This window comes from Streptomyces sp. NPDC048603, from assembly GCF_043199475.1.
In the GTDB taxonomy this organism is placed as follows: domain Bacteria; phylum Actinomycetota; class Actinomycetes; order Streptomycetales; family Streptomycetaceae; genus Streptomyces.
The window spans coordinates 435096-450627 of record NZ_JBICVY010000003.1 but is presented as its reverse complement, the minus strand read 5'-3'; the positions used below and the strand labels follow the sequence as shown (position 1 = coordinate 450627).

At 68.9% G+C, this 15532-nt stretch carries 17 protein-coding genes; 6 read left to right on the top strand and 11 right to left on the bottom strand.

Annotation, left to right across the window (positions count from 1 at the left end; all coding sequences use genetic code 11):
• Positions 1 to 214: 214 nt before the first annotated feature.
• The 11 genes from ACGFQ9_RS08765 to ACGFQ9_RS08715 form a co-directional block, all read right to left on the bottom strand.
• Positions 215 to 1120, bottom strand: coding sequence for a bifunctional DNA primase/polymerase (locus ACGFQ9_RS08765; protein ID WP_393572608.1), 906 nt, complete (start codon positions 1118 to 1120; stop codon positions 215 to 217).
• Positions 1117 to 1851, bottom strand: coding sequence for a DNA methylase (locus ACGFQ9_RS08760; RefSeq protein WP_393572607.1), 735 nt, complete (start codon positions 1849 to 1851; stop codon positions 1117 to 1119). The genes ACGFQ9_RS08765 and ACGFQ9_RS08760 overlap by 4 nt, the downstream gene beginning before the upstream one ends.
• Positions 1852 to 1933: 82 nt before the next feature.
• Positions 1934 to 2200, bottom strand: a complete 267-nt coding sequence (locus ACGFQ9_RS08755; RefSeq protein ID WP_393572605.1) for a hypothetical protein — start codon at positions 2198 to 2200, stop codon at positions 1934 to 1936.
• 11 nt (positions 2201 to 2211) lie between these two features.
• Positions 2212 to 2709: a hypothetical protein gene (locus tag ACGFQ9_RS08750; protein ID WP_393572603.1), complete on the bottom strand. Its 498-nt coding sequence runs from the start codon at positions 2707 to 2709 to the stop codon at positions 2212 to 2214.
• 222 nt (positions 2710 to 2931) lie between these two features.
• A complete protein-coding gene (locus ACGFQ9_RS08745) occupies positions 2932 to 5058 on the bottom strand; it encodes a hypothetical protein (RefSeq protein ID WP_393572601.1) in 2127 nt (708 codons plus the stop codon).
• Positions 5046 to 6698 (bottom strand): hypothetical protein, encoded by a 1653-nt coding sequence (locus ACGFQ9_RS08740; RefSeq protein WP_393572599.1) that lies wholly within the window; start codon positions 6696 to 6698, stop codon positions 5046 to 5048. Before ACGFQ9_RS08740 ends, ACGFQ9_RS08745 begins: the two co-directional genes overlap by 13 nt.
• A gap of 87 nt (positions 6699 to 6785) precedes the next feature.
• On the bottom strand, positions 6786 to 7103 hold the full coding sequence (locus tag ACGFQ9_RS08735; protein WP_393572597.1) for an RRQRL motif-containing zinc-binding protein: 318 nt from the start codon (positions 7101 to 7103) through the stop codon (positions 6786 to 6788).
• On the bottom strand, positions 7100 to 7327 hold the full coding sequence (locus ACGFQ9_RS08730) for a hypothetical protein (RefSeq protein WP_393572595.1): 228 nt from the start codon (positions 7325 to 7327) through the stop codon (positions 7100 to 7102). Before ACGFQ9_RS08730 ends, ACGFQ9_RS08735 begins: the two co-directional genes overlap by 4 nt.
• Positions 7324 to 8337, bottom strand: coding sequence for a DUF2637 domain-containing protein (locus tag ACGFQ9_RS08725; RefSeq protein WP_393572593.1), 1014 nt, complete (start codon positions 8335 to 8337; stop codon positions 7324 to 7326). The genes ACGFQ9_RS08730 and ACGFQ9_RS08725 overlap by 4 nt, the downstream gene beginning before the upstream one ends.
• Positions 8334 to 8606 (bottom strand): DUF6303 family protein, encoded by a 273-nt coding sequence (locus ACGFQ9_RS08720; RefSeq protein ID WP_393572591.1) that lies wholly within the window; start codon positions 8604 to 8606, stop codon positions 8334 to 8336. Before ACGFQ9_RS08720 ends, ACGFQ9_RS08725 begins: the two co-directional genes overlap by 4 nt.
• Positions 8606 to 8869: a DUF6284 family protein gene (locus tag ACGFQ9_RS08715; RefSeq protein WP_393572589.1), complete on the bottom strand. Its 264-nt coding sequence runs from the start codon at positions 8867 to 8869 to the stop codon at positions 8606 to 8608. Before ACGFQ9_RS08715 ends, ACGFQ9_RS08720 begins: the two co-directional genes overlap by 1 nt.
• A 427-nt stretch (positions 8870 to 9296) precedes the next feature.
• Here ACGFQ9_RS08715 and ACGFQ9_RS08710 point away from each other — a divergent pair, with 427 nt between their 5' ends.
• From ACGFQ9_RS08710 to ACGFQ9_RS08685, 6 genes are all read left to right on the top strand, one after another.
• The gene (locus ACGFQ9_RS08710) at positions 9297 to 9677 is read left to right on the top strand and encodes a GntR family transcriptional regulator (protein WP_393572587.1); all 381 of its coding nucleotides are present in this window, start codon (positions 9297 to 9299) and stop codon (positions 9675 to 9677) included.
• A gap of 183 nt (positions 9678 to 9860) precedes the next feature.
• Positions 9861 to 10985: a hypothetical protein gene (locus tag ACGFQ9_RS08705; RefSeq protein ID WP_393572585.1), complete on the top strand. Its 1125-nt coding sequence runs from the start codon at positions 9861 to 9863 to the stop codon at positions 10983 to 10985.
• An 18-nt stretch (positions 10986 to 11003) separates the two neighbouring features.
• The gene (locus ACGFQ9_RS08700) at positions 11004 to 11714 is read left to right on the top strand and encodes a creatininase family protein (protein ID WP_393572583.1); all 711 of its coding nucleotides are present in this window, start codon (positions 11004 to 11006) and stop codon (positions 11712 to 11714) included.
• A gap of 74 nt (positions 11715 to 11788) precedes the next feature.
• Positions 11789 to 13090: a restriction endonuclease gene (locus ACGFQ9_RS08695; RefSeq protein ID WP_393572581.1), complete on the top strand. Its 1302-nt coding sequence runs from the start codon at positions 11789 to 11791 to the stop codon at positions 13088 to 13090.
• A gap of 148 nt (positions 13091 to 13238) precedes the next feature.
• Entirely contained in the window at positions 13239 to 14249 is a 1011-nt protein-coding gene (locus tag ACGFQ9_RS08690; RefSeq protein WP_393572579.1) for a NaeI family type II restriction endonuclease, read from the top strand.
• A gap of 125 nt (positions 14250 to 14374) precedes the next feature.
• Positions 14375 to 15460, top strand: coding sequence for a DNA cytosine methyltransferase (locus ACGFQ9_RS08685; protein ID WP_393572578.1), 1086 nt, complete (start codon positions 14375 to 14377; stop codon positions 15458 to 15460).
• The last annotated feature ends 72 nt before the right edge of the window (positions 15461 to 15532 follow it).

The following is a 15532-nucleotide window of genomic DNA, read 5'->3' as shown; positions in this document are numbered from 1 at the left end:
GTCGGGCTCACTCCACGGCCGGGCGCCACGATGTGGATCCACGCGACGAATCGGCGCCCGTCATCGGCCGGGCGCGGGTCAGAACTTGAAGGGACGCCCCAAGGGGCGACGACTTTCGGCGCCCCACTGCCGTCCCGGGTGAAGGACGGTTCGGCGGGGCCGATGCCGGTCGGGCTGTCGGATGGGCTCTTAGCCGGGGGGTGTTCGCGGCCGGTCATGCCGTCGCCCGGGTGCCGGTGTTGTTGCTGATGGACCAGTTCAAGGCGCTGGTGATCGCGGACCGGTACTCGTAGGGCTTCAGGCCGGCCGCTTCCGCCCCCCAGCTAAGAGCCTCCTCGACCTCCGCGCGGTCGAGGTCGCCGGACGCGATCAGCCGACCCAGGGCCCGTGCGGCCCTAACGAGTGCCTTGTTCCGTCCGCCCTCGGCCGCCGTCTCCACGTTCCGCCGCTCGTTGCGCAGCGCGGCAGCGACATAGGCGGCCCGCCGTCCAGCCGGAGCGCTGGAACGGTCCGGGCGGAGAGGCATGGCCTTGATGCGAGGCGGGGCCGTCAGCCGGTCGCACACCCATGCCGGGAGCGCGACCGGGGGCCGGTCATCGGTGACCTCGTAGCGGCCGGCGGGGGTGGTGCTGCCGGGGGCGACGATGTAGCCGCCCCACGCGCGGGTGTCGATGTGCCGTCCGAGGATGTCCTGCGTGGAGCGGATCCGTGCGCCGGGCGGGGCTGTGAAGTACAGGTGCAGCCCGCCGGACGGGGTGGTGACCGTGTGCGTGTCGGGGAGGGTCTCCCCGAGTGCGGTGCACAGGTTGTGGAGGATCTCGCGGCCGTGGTGGGTGCCGGGCGGGTCGGAGGGCTTTGGTGGGTCGAGGTCGACGACGACCAGACCGGCCGGACCGGTGGCCAACCCGACGTTGAACGCCCCGGCCGCCCACGCGGCGCGGATGCGGTCGGGGTCGGTGGTGGCGCGCTCCTCGGGCTTGGCGTGCCCATCGGCGCAGTCTCCGGTGCCAGGGCATCGGGTCTCGCCGTGGAGTGCGGAGACCTTGGATCCGGGGCGAAGCGGGATCACGGGCCAGCCGCGTTCGGCGGTGGCCAGGGCTGCGGTCAGCATCTCGTTCATGCGGCCACCGCCGGGGCGAGGACGGAGGAGAGGAAGGCTCCGCCGATCCACTTGCTGTAGGCGGGCGGGATGGCTTCGGTGAGTTCCTCGCGGACGTCGGTCCAGTCGATGCCCATGGCCGTCTGCATCTCGGGGACGCTGGCCTTGCCGCCGCCGGAGCCGTACGCGGCCACGTACGGGCCGTCGTGGTACTCGCCGTGGCGCCACCCGCGCACCCGTCCCCGGTGCCGCTTGTGGGCGGGCCGGGGGGTGGTCCAGCGGCCGAGTTCGAAGTTCCGGTGCCGCAGCACGCCGAGGCCGAACAGCTCTCCGCACAGGCTGATGTCCTTGCGGACCTCGGCCTTGCCGTTGGGCTGCTCGATCACATACGGGCGGCCCGAGGCGTCGAGGAGTTCGCGGGTGGGAGCGACCAAGTCGACGTGGTCGGCGCCCCAGCCCATGGCCTGGTTGGTGCCGACGGTCAGCGTGCACTTGTCCTGGCAGGGCGGGGAGGTGTGTACGAGTGCGTACCGGGCGATCTCCCCAGAGGTGATCAGCTCGGCGAGGACGGTCAGGGCGTCGGCCTGGTGGAAGGTGAACGGGTAGTTCGGGCGAGGGCGGATGTCGACGCCGTGGACGGTGAATCCGGCGCGGTGGTAGCCCATGGCCGCGCCGCCGGCGCAGCAGAACAAGTCCAGCAGTAAGGGCCGGTCCTGGTCGTGGTCTCGCCGGATGCCGGTGGGGTGAGTCATTCTGGATTCCTCCAGTTCAGTGGATCGTGCTGGATGAGGGCGGCCCCGATTCATTGGCGTGAGGGGGCCGCCTTCGGCGTTGCTAGAAGGGCGGTTCGTCGCTGTACCCGCCGGGCGTAGCCCAGGGGTCGCGGTAGGGGCGGCGGCGCTCAGGCAGGCGGAGCAGGGTCCACCACTGGTGGGGGTTCCAGCAGTCGCAGTCCTCCCAGTCGGTCCCGGCGTACTCGCCGGTCTCGTCGCCGTAGTCGCAGGCGATGCCTCCCTTGCCGTGGCAGGTCTGGCAGTCGGGCCGGGGCGTGTCCGTGAGTACGAGGAGAGGGCGGATCCACTCAAGGCGGAGTCGGGCCATGAAGCGCTCCTTCAGCGGTTGTTGATGGTTCCGGTGGCGCGGCCGAAGAGGCCGGTGGCGGTGATGTTCTGCGTGACGTGCTGGACCGGTCCGGCGCGGTGGCCGGGGTTGGCGCGTCCGGCGCGGAGGAGCAGGGGTGCTGCGGCGCCGGCGGCGATGAGGGCGACGGCGGCCCAGAGGGCTTCGGTCATGGCGATCAGTCCCGGGGCTGCGGAGGCGATGCCGAATCCGGCGGCGGCCACTCCGCCGCCGACGGTCGGGGCGAGCAGGGCGGTGGTCTTGGCCCAACGCGGGATCGGCTCCGAACGAACGGGTTCCGGTTGGGCGGTCGGGCCGGGCTGGGGGTGGGTGTAGGCGAGGGTGCGGATGCCGTTGGGGAGGGTGACCCAGTCGACGCCGGGCGGTACCTCGCCGGGAAGGACCACGGTCGGCTGGACCAGCGTGGGGCGGTAGATGGGGTCGCCGTAGCGGGTGGCGGGGGTGCTCGCGTGGAGGGGTTCAGCGTGCACAAGGGGCTCCCTTCAACCGGCGGCGGGCAACACCCGGATCGTGGGGGTGCTGCCCGCCGCGGCTTGTCGCGTGCTTGTCGTCTGGCTTGTCGTGCGCCTTGTCGCTTGTCTTGTCTTGTCGCTTGTCTTGTCGCTTGCCGCCTCCCAGTTCAGAGCCCGGTTTGAGCCTCTGAGAGGGGCGGTGCGCGACAAGTTCCGGGCGGGCGACAAGCGGGTGATGGGTTAGACGTCCGGGGTGTGGTTGCGGTGGACGTAGCGGGTCTTCGTCCCGGCTCCGATGCGGACGGCGGTGCCGTCCTCGGCCCACTCCTGGAGCCATCCGCTGATCGTCTGCCGGTTCGTGCCGTGCGCCTCGGCCAGCGCCCGCGCAATCGCCGAAGCACCGGTTCCCTCCGGGCCTGCCGCTTCCAGGACCGCGAGGGCGGCCTGCCGGGCGGCGTTGTCCTGATCGGCCCGCAGCGCGGACAGGTTCAGCCCGCTGGGCTCCGGATGCGCGGTGCGGGCCGGTTCCGCTTCCGCCCCGGGGGCAGTGGCGAAGGTGGCGTCGATCTGTGCCCGGAACGCCTCGGCGAGCCGATCCTCGTCCGTCCCCGCGGCCGGGTTCCTGTCGGCGGCCCGGAGGGCGCTCAGGTTCAGCCCGCCGCCCGCCACCGATGCGGTCTTGCCCTGTGCCGCGTCCCTGGCTTCGGGGTCGGGTGCGCTGATGTCGGCGCTCATCCAGGCGGTGCGGGTGTGGTCCCAGCGACGGGCGTAGTCGGGGCCGGCGGCCCTGGCGGAGATGTCGTCGAGGCGGGGGTGCCGGTCGGAGGTGGCGATGACGATGTCGCGGATCTGGTTGGGCAGGATCCGCCAGGACTTGAACAAGGCCGCCGGGGACTCCGGAGTGCCCATGAACCCCGATCCCTTGTACGGGGCTTGCTCAACCTTCAGGCCGCGGCTGCCGGGGAACATCTTGGACAGGTCCATGCCCTCGGTCTCGCCCCCGGTCAGGGCCACGCGGGTCTTGCCCTCGCGGCGGATCATCAGGTTGCCCAGCACACTGGCGGTGGCCCCGAGCGCGGTCAGGATCGTGCGGATGCCCATCGAGCGGAGCATCCGGATCACTTCCAGGATCTTCTTGGCCAGCTTCCGCATCTGCGCATCGGTGCTGGTCAGGATCTCCGCACCCTCGTCCACCACCAGCATGATCTGGGGGATCTGCGGGCTGATGGGCAGCAGGTCGGTGTTCGCCTGGGCGAGCAGGTCCTGATACGCCTGCTTGCGGCGCAGTCCGACCCGCAGGGCCGCGTCGAGCATCAGCTCGGCTTCCTCGAAGGTGGAGGCGAGCCAGTCCACGCCGGGCCGGACCGCCTGCCCGGCCTCGGCGGTGAGGGCGGGGCGGACCCAGGGCAGGCCGGCCGATCCGGCGTTGAGGTCGATGACCCAGGTCAGGACGTCGTTGGCGCGGGCCAGTCCGGCCAGGACGGTGTGGAGCATGTTGGTCTTGCCCGACCCGGTGGGCCCGACCAGGAGGGCGCACTGCTCGCGCAGGTAGACGTTGATGGGGCTGCCGTCGGTGCGGACGCCCCAGGGCATGCCGGTCAGGATCGACAGGGGGCTGTAGTCGGTGGGGTAGCCGATCTCCTCGGCGAGGACGTTGACGGTGGTGACGTCGATCAGGACGCGGCCCTGGTCGATGCCGGGGGATGCGGCGGCGGTGCAGCCGTGCGGGAGCCGGGCATCGGCGGACAGGCGGGTGTTGTGCTGGGCCACCCGGTCCCACGGCACGCCGCCGGCGGGGAGTTCGGCGTCGATGGTGAACCCGGTCCCGGTCGGCCACATCTCCACCGCGACCACGCGGAGGGTGATCCCGCAGACCCGCTGCACGCGGTCGACCCACTCCGCGGCGATCGCCCGGCGCTCGGCGGAGAGCTCCCGGGCGACCTGCCGTTCGGCTTCCTCCAGGGCGACGTTCTCGCGGGCCTCTTCGTAGAGGCTGGTGAAGTGGGTGGCGGCGGCCATGCCCATGCCGAGGGTGGCGAGGGAGCCGAGGGCGGTCCACGAGAGGGGGGTGGTGGTGATGGCCCAGGTGGTCCAGCCTCCGGAGAGGAGCCAGGAGGTGGCGCGGGCGGTGAGGGTGCGGCCGGCCAGTTTCTGGCGGAGGCCGGCGGCGGTGTGGCCGATGGCTCCGGCGGTGCCGAAGGCGAGGGCCCAGGTGGGGGGCATGTGGGTGGCGGCGCCGATGGTGGAGAGGGCGAAGGCTCCGGTGGTGGCGGACAGGGCGCCGGTCACGGGTCCGTGACCGGCGGCCCAGTCCAGGGCCACCCCGGTGTGGTTGGGGGTGGTGGCGGCCATGATCAGACGTTCCATCCCTTCTCGGCCTCGGGCCCGTTGCGGGGGTCCTCGTGGCGGGCGATGTCGTGCTCGTGGGCCATGCGGAAGATCCCGCACAGGTCGTCGGCGACCGCCGTCGCACTGTTGAGGGCGCCGTAGATGTCGGCGAAGCCCTGGGCGACTTCCTTCTCCAGCGGGAACTCCGAATCGGAGCGCTCGGCGAGGATCTGCATGATGTTCGCGATCGACGCCAGTGCCTCGGGGAGCCCGTCGACCATGGCGAGGATCTCCATGGCGGACTCGGGCTCGTAGGACTGGGCGGCCTGCTCCATCTCCGCCGCGAGCTCCTCGAACCGGAACCCCGACGCGCTGCTGCTGGACATACTCACGGTGTCTCCCTCACTCGTGACGGGCGGTGCGGTGGCGCCGGGACTGCCGGGCCGTGCAGCCCGGTCCCCGAGCGGCTGTTCGTCCTGCTCGGCCTCGACCGCGGCCTGCTCCTCCGCTCCGGCTTCGTCGCGGTCGAGCTGGGCCCGGATCTCGGCGTCGTCCTGTTCGCGGTCGGCGCGGGCCCGGCCGGTCAGCCACCGGAACAGGCGCTGGCCGGGGTTCATGAGCCAGGCCGCGCGGAGCTTGCGGCCCAGCGGAGTGGTGAGCATCCCGGCCGTCCCCAGCAAGGCACCGAGGACGCCGGCCACGGCCCGGCGGGCCTGGTAGCGGGCAGCGGACCGGCGCAGCGCCTTGCGGGCCGCTTTCTGGGCTGGGGCCTTCACCGCGGCGACCCGGCGGGCGCGGGCGGCCTGGCGGACGGCGTGTTCACCGGCCCGGACCTGCCCGGCGGCGTGCCGGTCCCGGGTCTTGCGGCCCCCGGCCACGGCCCGGTCCCGTATCCCGGCCGTCTTGCCCGCGGCCTTGGCAGCCAGACGCCCGACCGGGCCGTGACCAGCCCGTTTGCCGGTCTGGGGTGCGATCGTGGTGTGTGCCGCGGTTTTGGCGGCGCGGCGGGCGTCGGCGACCTGTCGCCGGGCGCCTGTGTCGGCGGCGCGGCGGGCGGCCCGGGTGGGGGTGTCCTGGCGGGCCTGCTGCCGCAGCTCCGCCACCCGACCAACCCGGCCGCCAGCGGGCAGTCGGGACAGCACACCCGAACCCGTCCGCCGTGACACCTTGGCCTTCCCCAGAGCATTCGTAGAGCCGCGTGGACTGCCGCCGACTTTCGTTCGCGGGGTAGTCCCGGAGCGGCCACTGCTGCTGGCACCGGCGCGGCGGCCACCGCCGGAACCGCTGGTGGGGGCAGCACGGTGACTGCCGCGCGGCTGCGAGGGGACCAACCCCACGGCGCGGGACGACCGGCCGGAACTCGGGGTGACCGTCGAGGCCGGCGGCCGGGGGCGGCGGCCGGCGGGCTTGTGCTTGTTCTGCTTGGTGCGGGTGGCCAGGGTGCCGAGCACGACGGCGGCGGTCATGGCGACCGCCGCGGCTACGGGTCCGGCGGCCATGCCCGCCGCCCCGACCAGCCCGGCGGTCGTGTTCGTCCCCGCCAGGCCCAGCGGCAGCACGGGCAGACCACCCGCCGTGTGCTCGACCTGCGATTCGCGCTGCTGCTTGGGGGCCGGCGGGTCTGCCGGGGGTGTGTCCTGGTCGGGTGGGGCTGTCGGTGGTGTGAGGGTCTCGGTCATGCTGAACGTGCCTCCTTGAGGTAGGGGCCCGGCCGATCTGTGGAAGGTGAGGGCCGGGCCCCGAACGTCGTTGGTGGGGCGGGTTGTTCAGGCGGAGCAGGGGTTGCAGACGCCCAGGTGGGCGGGGATGACGTAGCCCGCGTCCCGCTCACACGCCGGACACCGGCGCCGGGCCGAGTTCGCCCGGTCCAGAGCCGCCCACCGGCTCGGCGTCATCGGCCGGACGGGCAGGGCGAGGTCGATCCGGTAGAGGTAGGCGACCAGCGGGCCGCGCTTGCGGCGGGGCCGCTGCAGCTCGGCAGTGGGGTCCTGGCCACCCGGGCGAAGGCCAGCGGCGCGGAGCTGTCGGCGGGTGGCCAGACCGTCCGGGGCCAGACGCCACCGGTAGACCGGCAGGGCGGTCACCGGTCGAGGTGGTGGTAGGCGGCCCGGCATTCGGCGGCGTGGGCGTTGGCGTTGCGACGCGCGAAGAAGAGGTTCTCGCGAAGTCCGACATCGCCGCAGCCGTGGCAGGTCCACTGAGACATGTCTCGGTTGCCGACGATGTCCACGGCGGCGCCGAGGTCGTTGTGGAAGCGGATGAGCAGGTTGCCCGGCTCGACCGGGGCGGTGTTCGGGGAGAGCTTCACGACGTGACTCCTTCGAGAACCGGGCGAGAGGGGGCTTCGGTGAGTTCGCGCAGTTCCTGGTAGCGGGCGGCGATCCACCCGGTAGACCAGCCGGTCAGCTCGGCGGCCTGCCGCTGCGGGATCCCGGCCGCGTACGCGGCCTGCACGACCTGCCGGGCCCGCTCCTCGCCGAGCTTGACCACCGCGGGGCCGGCCGCGAGGAGTTCGGCACGCTCACGCTCGGCGCGATCGCGGGCGGCCTGGCGCTCACGCCGCTCGCGCTCCTCACGGTGGCGCTGCTCCTCCGCGCGCTGCTGGGCGGCCTGCTGCTCACGGCGCTCACGGTCGGCCTGAGCCTGCTCACGTTCGTGCTCACGGCGCTCACGCTCGGCCTGCTCGGCCCGCTCACGGGCCTCCTGCCGTTCGGCTTCCTCGCGGCGGATCCGGTCCTGCCGCTCAGCAGCGTCCTGGGCCAGACGTGCTTCGTGCTCACGCTGCTCACGGGCCAGTGCAGCTTCGTGGTCACGCTGCTCACGCTCGGCCCGCAACCGGTTCTCCTCGCGCTCCGCAGCTGCTTTGGCTGCCGCGTCCCGCCGGGCCTGCTTGCGGTCCTCGGCGGCCAGAACGGCGGCGGTGAGCGCGCGGCGGTAGGCCAGACCGGCCTCCGCGGTCACGATCAGCAGCAGGGGCGCCACCGAGTGGATCGCGACCCCGACAAGGTCGCCTGCCAGGGCGGATGCCCCGATGTTCAGCAGCAGCGTCATGGCCCCGGTCATCCAGCGCAGGGCCACCGGCCACCCGCCGGCCTGCCCGCCCAGACGGGCCAGGACAGAGTCGAGGCGGACCACGATGAGCACCGCGGCATCGACCACCAGCGGCAGGATCGGGGCCGTCCAGTCCCACTCATCAGGGGTGTGGGCGGCCATCAGCGGCGTGACCGTGAGAACGGAGAAGAGCATCGCCCCGCACACGATCAGCCACGTGCCGAACGACAACGCGCGCTCCGATGAGCGCAGATGAGCATCGCTCACGACGCACCACCCACGCTCGGAACAACCGGCATGCAGGCGATCAGAAGCACCGGCGACGCCGGGTCCTCGAACCGCTCGCTGTCCTCGGTCCAGGACCACTCGCTGCCATCCGTAGGCGTGTAGCCCAGGGCGGCCAGGACCCGTGAGCGCTGCTCAACGGTCGGTGCGAGCGCACCCGGGAAGTAGTGCGTCGGCCACTCCGACTCACCGGGCAGCAGCACGAACAGGCGCCACCGACCGCCTCGGCAGACCAGATGCGCGCGGCTCATCACGCCACCGCCGAGGTGGCCGAGGGCGTCTTGTTCGCCGCGGCCCGGCGGGCCGCCAGCACCCGCCGGTGAGCGCGGCGGATACGGCGGCCGTCGAACTCGACCGCCGGCCGGTCCAGCAGCGCGATCAGCGCGTCCAGCAACTCGACCTCGGCCAGCACCACCGGCATCTCGGCCTCGATGGCGTCCAGCTCCGCGTCCGTCGGCTCCAGATCGGCCGGCAGGGCGGTAACACACTTCTGAAGTGCAGCGATGGACTTCATTGGGTCTTGCTCCTCTCAGCAGGAACGGGACCGAACAGCAGCCCCGGCGTTGGCCCGCCGGGGCTGCGTCGTTTACGAAAGGCCTCTCATTGGCACGAGCGGCCACGGCTCCCTCGCACCAGATCGGTGCCAGGGACCGTGAGCACTGGTGCTCACTGCGGGCATGGCCCGCAGAAGATCTGGTTCTCAAACCCATCGACCACCCGTGTGCAGGTGGCTGGGTCGGCACTCTGTTGAGTTCTCAAGGTGCAGTGGCTCCCGGCGGGACTCGGAAACCAGAAGGAACCCGTGGAACACGGGGGCCAGCCGGAGCCGAAGCAAGTTACCTAGGTAACTTGCTTGAGATGAAGTTACCTAGGTCGCTTGCGCGCGGTCAAGCGCTTCGCGGCAAGCCGTGGAAGTGACCTAGGTTGGTTACGCTCTACGTATGGACTGGAACCCGGAGAAGCCCCCGAGCGCCAAGGAGATCGCCGCCAAGTTCCGCCAGGACATCGGCGACGGCGCGTACCCGGCAGGAACTCAGCTTCCCGGAGCCAAGGGAGTGGCAAGGCACCTTGGCGTCGGGCTCATGACCGTTCAGAGCGCCTACAAGCAGTTGGCCGAGGACGGCCTCGTTGTGGGCCGGCAGGGCAGCGGGACCTACGTACTGGATCCGGAGAAGGGCGGCCAGACCGCCCAGGACGCCGTACTCGGCCTTCGCGAACTTCAGGACCATGTCGCGCTCCTCACCTCCCAGCTCACCGACCTCCGGGACCGGGTCGAGCGGCTCGAAGCCGTTCACCCGGGCCCGTCTGACGAGAACAAGTAGGCCGCACTTCGCGCCGATCCACAGTGGACAGAGTTAACAGTCAGCCCTTGTTACCTGTTAACTCCCCACGTCAGGGGCGCGATTGGCATCATGTGGGCCTGCCGCGTCACCTGACATGGGGGAGCGATGAAGACGAAGCTGCAAGCAGCTCGGGCCGCTCGGGGGTGGCCGCAGGCAGAGCTCATGGACGAGATGGAGGATGCCGCCTTACGACTCGGCATCCAGCTCCCTTCCCGGGCCAGCCTGAAGACGCAGGTCTCGATGTTCGAGAACGGCCGGCGGGACCCCGGTCCCGAGTATCAGAGCCTGTTCTGCGAGGTCTACCAGGCCACTCGCAAGGAACTCGGATTCACCGTGGAATCGGCACCCTCTCAGCTGGACCGGCTCCCCTCGCTGCCCGCCCCGCGAACGGCATCGCCCAAGGCCACACCCGAAGCGGTCGCGTATCTGCAGTCCGTGTTCGTCCAGCACGTGCACGCGGAACCTGTTGTGGGACCGCGGTTCCTCGTGCCAGCCGTCCAGAGCCAGATGCCGCTCATTGAGGAACTGTGCAAGGAGGCACAAGGCCCGCTGCGGGACGACGTGATCCGCGTGGGCGCCCGATACTCGGAACTCCTCGGGTGGCTCCACCAAGACACAGGGGATTCGCAGTCCGCGATGCTCTGGACCAACCGGGCGCTGGACTACGCGTCCGAGCTGGATGATCCGAGCCTGAGCGCGTACGCCTTCCAGCGTCGCAGCAACATCGCGGCGGAAGCCGGGCAGGCCGGATACGCCGTCGGACTGGCGAACGCGGCGCTCAAGCAAGCGGAGAAGTTACCCCCGGACGTCCGCGCCGTGGCTCTCCGGGCACGCGCCTACTCGCAAGCCCTGCTTGGGCACGCCGACGACTCTGCCAGAGCACTGGATGAGGCTCGAACCTTCGCTGACCGCGACACGGACCCGGCGGGCCTGGCGCCGTACTGCTCCGTCTCGTACATCGACATGGAGGCCGCGACATGTGCCCTGCAGCTCCACCGCCCCGAAGAGGCGGTGCGAACTCTGGAGGCGAGCCTGACGCGGTGGCCAGCCGAACAGCAGCGTGACCGCGGCCTCGCCCTGGCCCGGCTCGCGACCGCGTACGCCCAGCTTGAAGACGTAGAGGGCGCCTACGGTGCGGCATCGCAGGCAGCTGCGATCGCCCAGTCCACCGGATCCGCCCGCATCCTCGCCGAACTGCTCCGGCTCCAACCCCTCCTCACCCGTTGGCGGAAGCTGGTTGAGATTGCCAACCTCAACCAGCTGTTGGGCAGTATGAAGGGCAGCTGACTCGACCAGAGGAGAGCCGTGAACCTGCTTCCCACCATCACCACCGTCGATGTCCAGGAACAGGACCCGCGCGTGGCCGTGCTACCGATCGGGTCGTACGAGCAGCATGGCGCCCACCTGCCCCTCATCACGGACACGGCCATCGCGTGTGTCATCGCACGCGAACTCGCCGACGCCTACCCCGTTCTCTCCCTGCCCCCAATCACCATCGCGTGCAGCCACGAGCACGGGACATGGCCGGGCACAGTCAGCATCAGCGCACGAACCCTCCACGCCGTGATCAGCGACATCGCCGCTTCCCTGGAAGCATCCGGAGTCCGGAAGCTCGTGCTGGTCAACGCCCACGGCGGCAACTACGTGCTGTCCAACATCGTGCAGGAGAGCAACCTCACCGAGCCGCGGATGAGCCTCTTCCCTCAAGGCCGAGAGTGGAACCGGGCACGTGAGCACGCTGGCCTGTCCAGCAGCGCCCACGACGACATGCATGCTGGGGAGATCGAGACCTCGATCCTGCTACACGCCGAGCCTGCCCTCATCCGCCCCGGTTTCGAGGCAGCCGACCACGACGCGAGCGACCGCCCGTTCCTGCTCACGCTCGGCATGAAGGAGTACACCAAGTCCGGAGTCATCGGATTCCCCTCGCTGGCCACGGCAGAGAAGGGCCAGCTGGTGTTGCAGAGCCTCATTAGTGCCTTTGCTGACCACCTGACGGTCCTCGGAGATGAGTAGGTCCACACCCGAACGGTTGTCAGTGTGGGGCTCTACCCTCAGCAAGATCACTCAATTCGCGTGAGGGAGTCGCTGTGGGCGGTACGTTGCGAATGGGGCAGGTCTATCGCTACGCAAGTGGCAAGGACCAGACGGCACCGGAGCTGGGCGGGTATCCCAACTTCCACTATGTGACCCACTCGCCGGGCATGAAGCGAGCGTTGCTGGAACGCGGAATCAACGGCATGGCCAAGGTCAGTGCCCCCGATGGCGTGCGTCGACCAGCCGTCTTCATTCGATCGAGTCCCTGGAAGGCCGGCACTGAGCAGACACCGTGGCACGACGTGTTCGACTTGAACAACGGCCATGTCCGCTACTTCGGTGATCACAAGGCTGGCATGACAGTGGCACCGGGCACCACCACGGGAAACGCCACGCTCCTGGACGCGTTCGCTGGCCATCAGGGGCGCACGCCTGAAGATCGGGCGACAGCGGCCCCACTGTTGCTGTTTCGCTCCGTGCCACGGAATGGCCAGCCGAAGGGGCACGTCGAGTTCTGCGGAGTCGGTGTCATCGAGCGGGCCGAGCGGCTTGTGCAGTGGGGTGGCCGGGAGCACACGACGTTCGTCAACTACGTCTATGACATCGCGGTGCTCGACCTGACTGCCGAGAACGAAGAAGTCCGCTGGGAATGGATAGAGGCGCGTCGAGGGGAGGGCGTCAGCGACGCCGCATCCCTGGACCTCGCGCCGAAGGCATGGCGTGAGTGGGTCAAGCATGGCCACTCCGCTCTTCCGCGTCTGCGGCGCCGGGTCGCACGAGCGAAGGTAAGCAAGGTCCGAGACCAGCGGCCGGAGCCTGGCAGTGCTGAATACGCCGACCTGGAGTTGATCTACAAGTATTTTGACGGCCGGAAGCACGACTTCGAAGCACTGGCTTCGACGGTCGCAGCCCGAGTCCTGCGCGGGTCGGGGTACAGCTATGTCGAAGGCTGGCTCACGCGGCGTTCCGGCGATGGCGGCGCCGACTTTGTCGGCCGTATCGATCTCGGCAGCGGCTTGGCCGGCACCAGCCTGGTCGTGCTCGGCCAAGCCAAGTGTGTGAAGCTCGACAGCCTCGTCTCTGCCGAGCAGATCGCGCGGGTCGTGGCACGACTCCGGCGAGGTTGGATTGGGGTGTACGTCACGACGGGGGCCTACTCGGAACCCGCCCAGGCCGAGATGATCGAGGACCAGTACCCCGTTGTTCTGGTCAACGGCAGGGATCTGCTCCGTGAACTGCGCGGCATGGCTCGCGATGACCACGGAGGCAACCTCACCAGCTGCATCGAGCACATACTCGCCAGCGAGGACACCGTGGTCACCAACCGGCGCCCCGAGGAAATCCTTCTGGAGTGATCATCGCGTCTCGGTAGCCGAGACACCCACCCTCAGAACGTCCATTGCACGCTCACGACTTCGAGCGTACGGCTACCCTCGGCGCGAAGATGATCTTCCAGACCGCGCGCCGGGCGCAGTCGGGAGTTGACGACTCGAGGGGGCGGGATTGACTCAGGAATCGCTGGAATTGACACTGCCGGAGCAGCGCCAGGCTGGCGCCGATGGACAGCAAGACACAGAACTGGAGCAGATTTACTCCTGGTTCCGCACCCAGCGGAACTACGTGCAGCGCTTCGGTGAGATCTTCCGGAAGTCCATCGATGAAGTCTTGGATGGGCAGCGAACCGGCCGGTACGACCTCTACATAAAGGAGGGAGAGAGGCGCGTCGAGAAGACCGAGAAGACCTACCTGGGGACCAAGGTCGAGATCGTAGCCAGAGAGGAGTTTGATCTCGGCTATGGCGAGGATATGGACTACTCCATATCTGGAATTGAAGTGGACGCCAAGTGGACCATCGGGAACACATGGACCATCCCCAAAGAGGCCATGGGCCACATCTGCCTTGTCATGCATGCAGATGACCGAACCAGGCACTTCAAGGTCGGCCTGGTTCGTATCACTCAGGAACTCTTGAACGCAGGCGAAAACGGGGACAGCAAGCGAACGATTTCCGCTGCGGAGAAGAAGCAGATCCGCTGGATCATCGAAGATGGGACTCTGCCCAAGAATTTCCTGCTGACTCTTGAGAAAGAGAATGCCCAACAGGTCAAGGAGATCCTAGCGGCATCCGATGGATACAAGGGGTCCGGAAATGGCGGCCAGCGAAGGGTCAACGCGCTCTTCGAGAAGGTGCCTGGACTACTCGTGGACCGAACGACCGTGGTGACCGTAGCTCGACAGGACGATGGCCCCAAGCGAGTACGCGACGCCCGTAAGCACCTCAGGTCTGAGGGGTTCGTGGTGCTGGGACACCTGAAGCCGGCCCCCCAGGTCGCTTCGGATCTGGGGCTACCGATTCCCGATAAGGGCTCTTGGGTGTCAGCCAAGCTCACCTTGGTTGCGGATGGCGACGACCGACAGTCGACAGTCATCGGTGGCCAGCGGTACGGGCTCTGGCAGGAAGGTGATGCCTGCATCGAGGCGCCCCTGATTGGCTCGGACTCAGAAGCTTCCTGAGCATCGTCCCAAGAAGCGTGTCAGTGGGGCGCGATACCCTGGAGGGCCCTGTCGGACGTGCCAGACAACCGCGCAGAACGTTGCGGTAGGCCCCTTCACCCCTCGTGGCAACCACTGGAGATCGAGTGCATCCCGTCCAGATCGTGGACCTCTTTGCTGGCCCCGGCGGCCTGGACGTAGCTGCCGAAAAGCTCGGCATCGCGACGGCTGGTGTCGAGTGGGACCCGGCAGCGTGCACCACACGTCGCGCCGCTGGCCTTGCGACATGGGAGGGTGACGTACGTCTCTACGGCCCGTCCGCTTTCCCCAACGCGGACGTGCTTGCGGGCGGGCCTCCTTGCCAGACCTTCACCGTCGCTGGAGCTGGCGCCGGACGACGGGCATTGGATGAAGTCCTCACCTTCGTTGATCGAATGGTCGCTAGGGAGGATCCGGAGGAAGTCGCGAAGGATCTCTCCAAGCTGGAAGACGAGCGGACCGGTCTGGTCTTGGAGCCTCTGCGCTGGGCACTCGAAGCGATCGACAAGCAGGACAAGCCATACCGTGCCATTGTCCTGGAACAGGTTCCCGCGGTGCTGCCGGTATGGGAAGCGTATGCCAAGGCTTTCCAGGGCGAAGGCTACTCGGTCGATTGTGGTCTATTGCGCACCGAGGCATTCGGCGTCCCACAGACACGTAAGCGGGCTGTACTGATCGCGCGAATGGGATCGGGATCAGTACAGCTCCCTTCTCCTACCCATCGCACATACCGAAAAGGAGTTCCGCGCGAGTCAGGGGACGCTGAGCTGAAGCCGTGGGTCACCATGGGCGAGGTCCTTGACCGCGACTCCGGTTTCCTCGTTATCTCCAATTACGGAACCGGTGGAGACCCGAAAGCTCGCGGCCGTCGCGGCTCGTGGGAGCCCTCTGCCACCGTCACAGGAAAGATCTCACGTAACCGTGTTGTGGGGATGCACGGTGAGGAGCTGGCCCGCTTCACTTCTTCCGAAGCTGGCCGGCTTCAAACCTTCCCGACTGACTACCCGTGGTCTGGTCGTGATATCGCTCAGCAGATCGGCAATGCCGTTCCTCCTCGCTTGGCCATGCATGTGCTGTCTGCTGCCTTCGGATGGGCCCCACCATCCGACGAGATGTTGAACTCACTTCGGGCATGGAAGGACGCCCCCAGTGAGGAACAGTTGACCACCCAAGACAAGGCCGAGGGCGTGTAGAGGTCGCCTGCTGATCGAGGACGAGTGTTGGCTCGCAGGTCCCTCCAGCTGGTGAGCCATCCAGTCGGACTC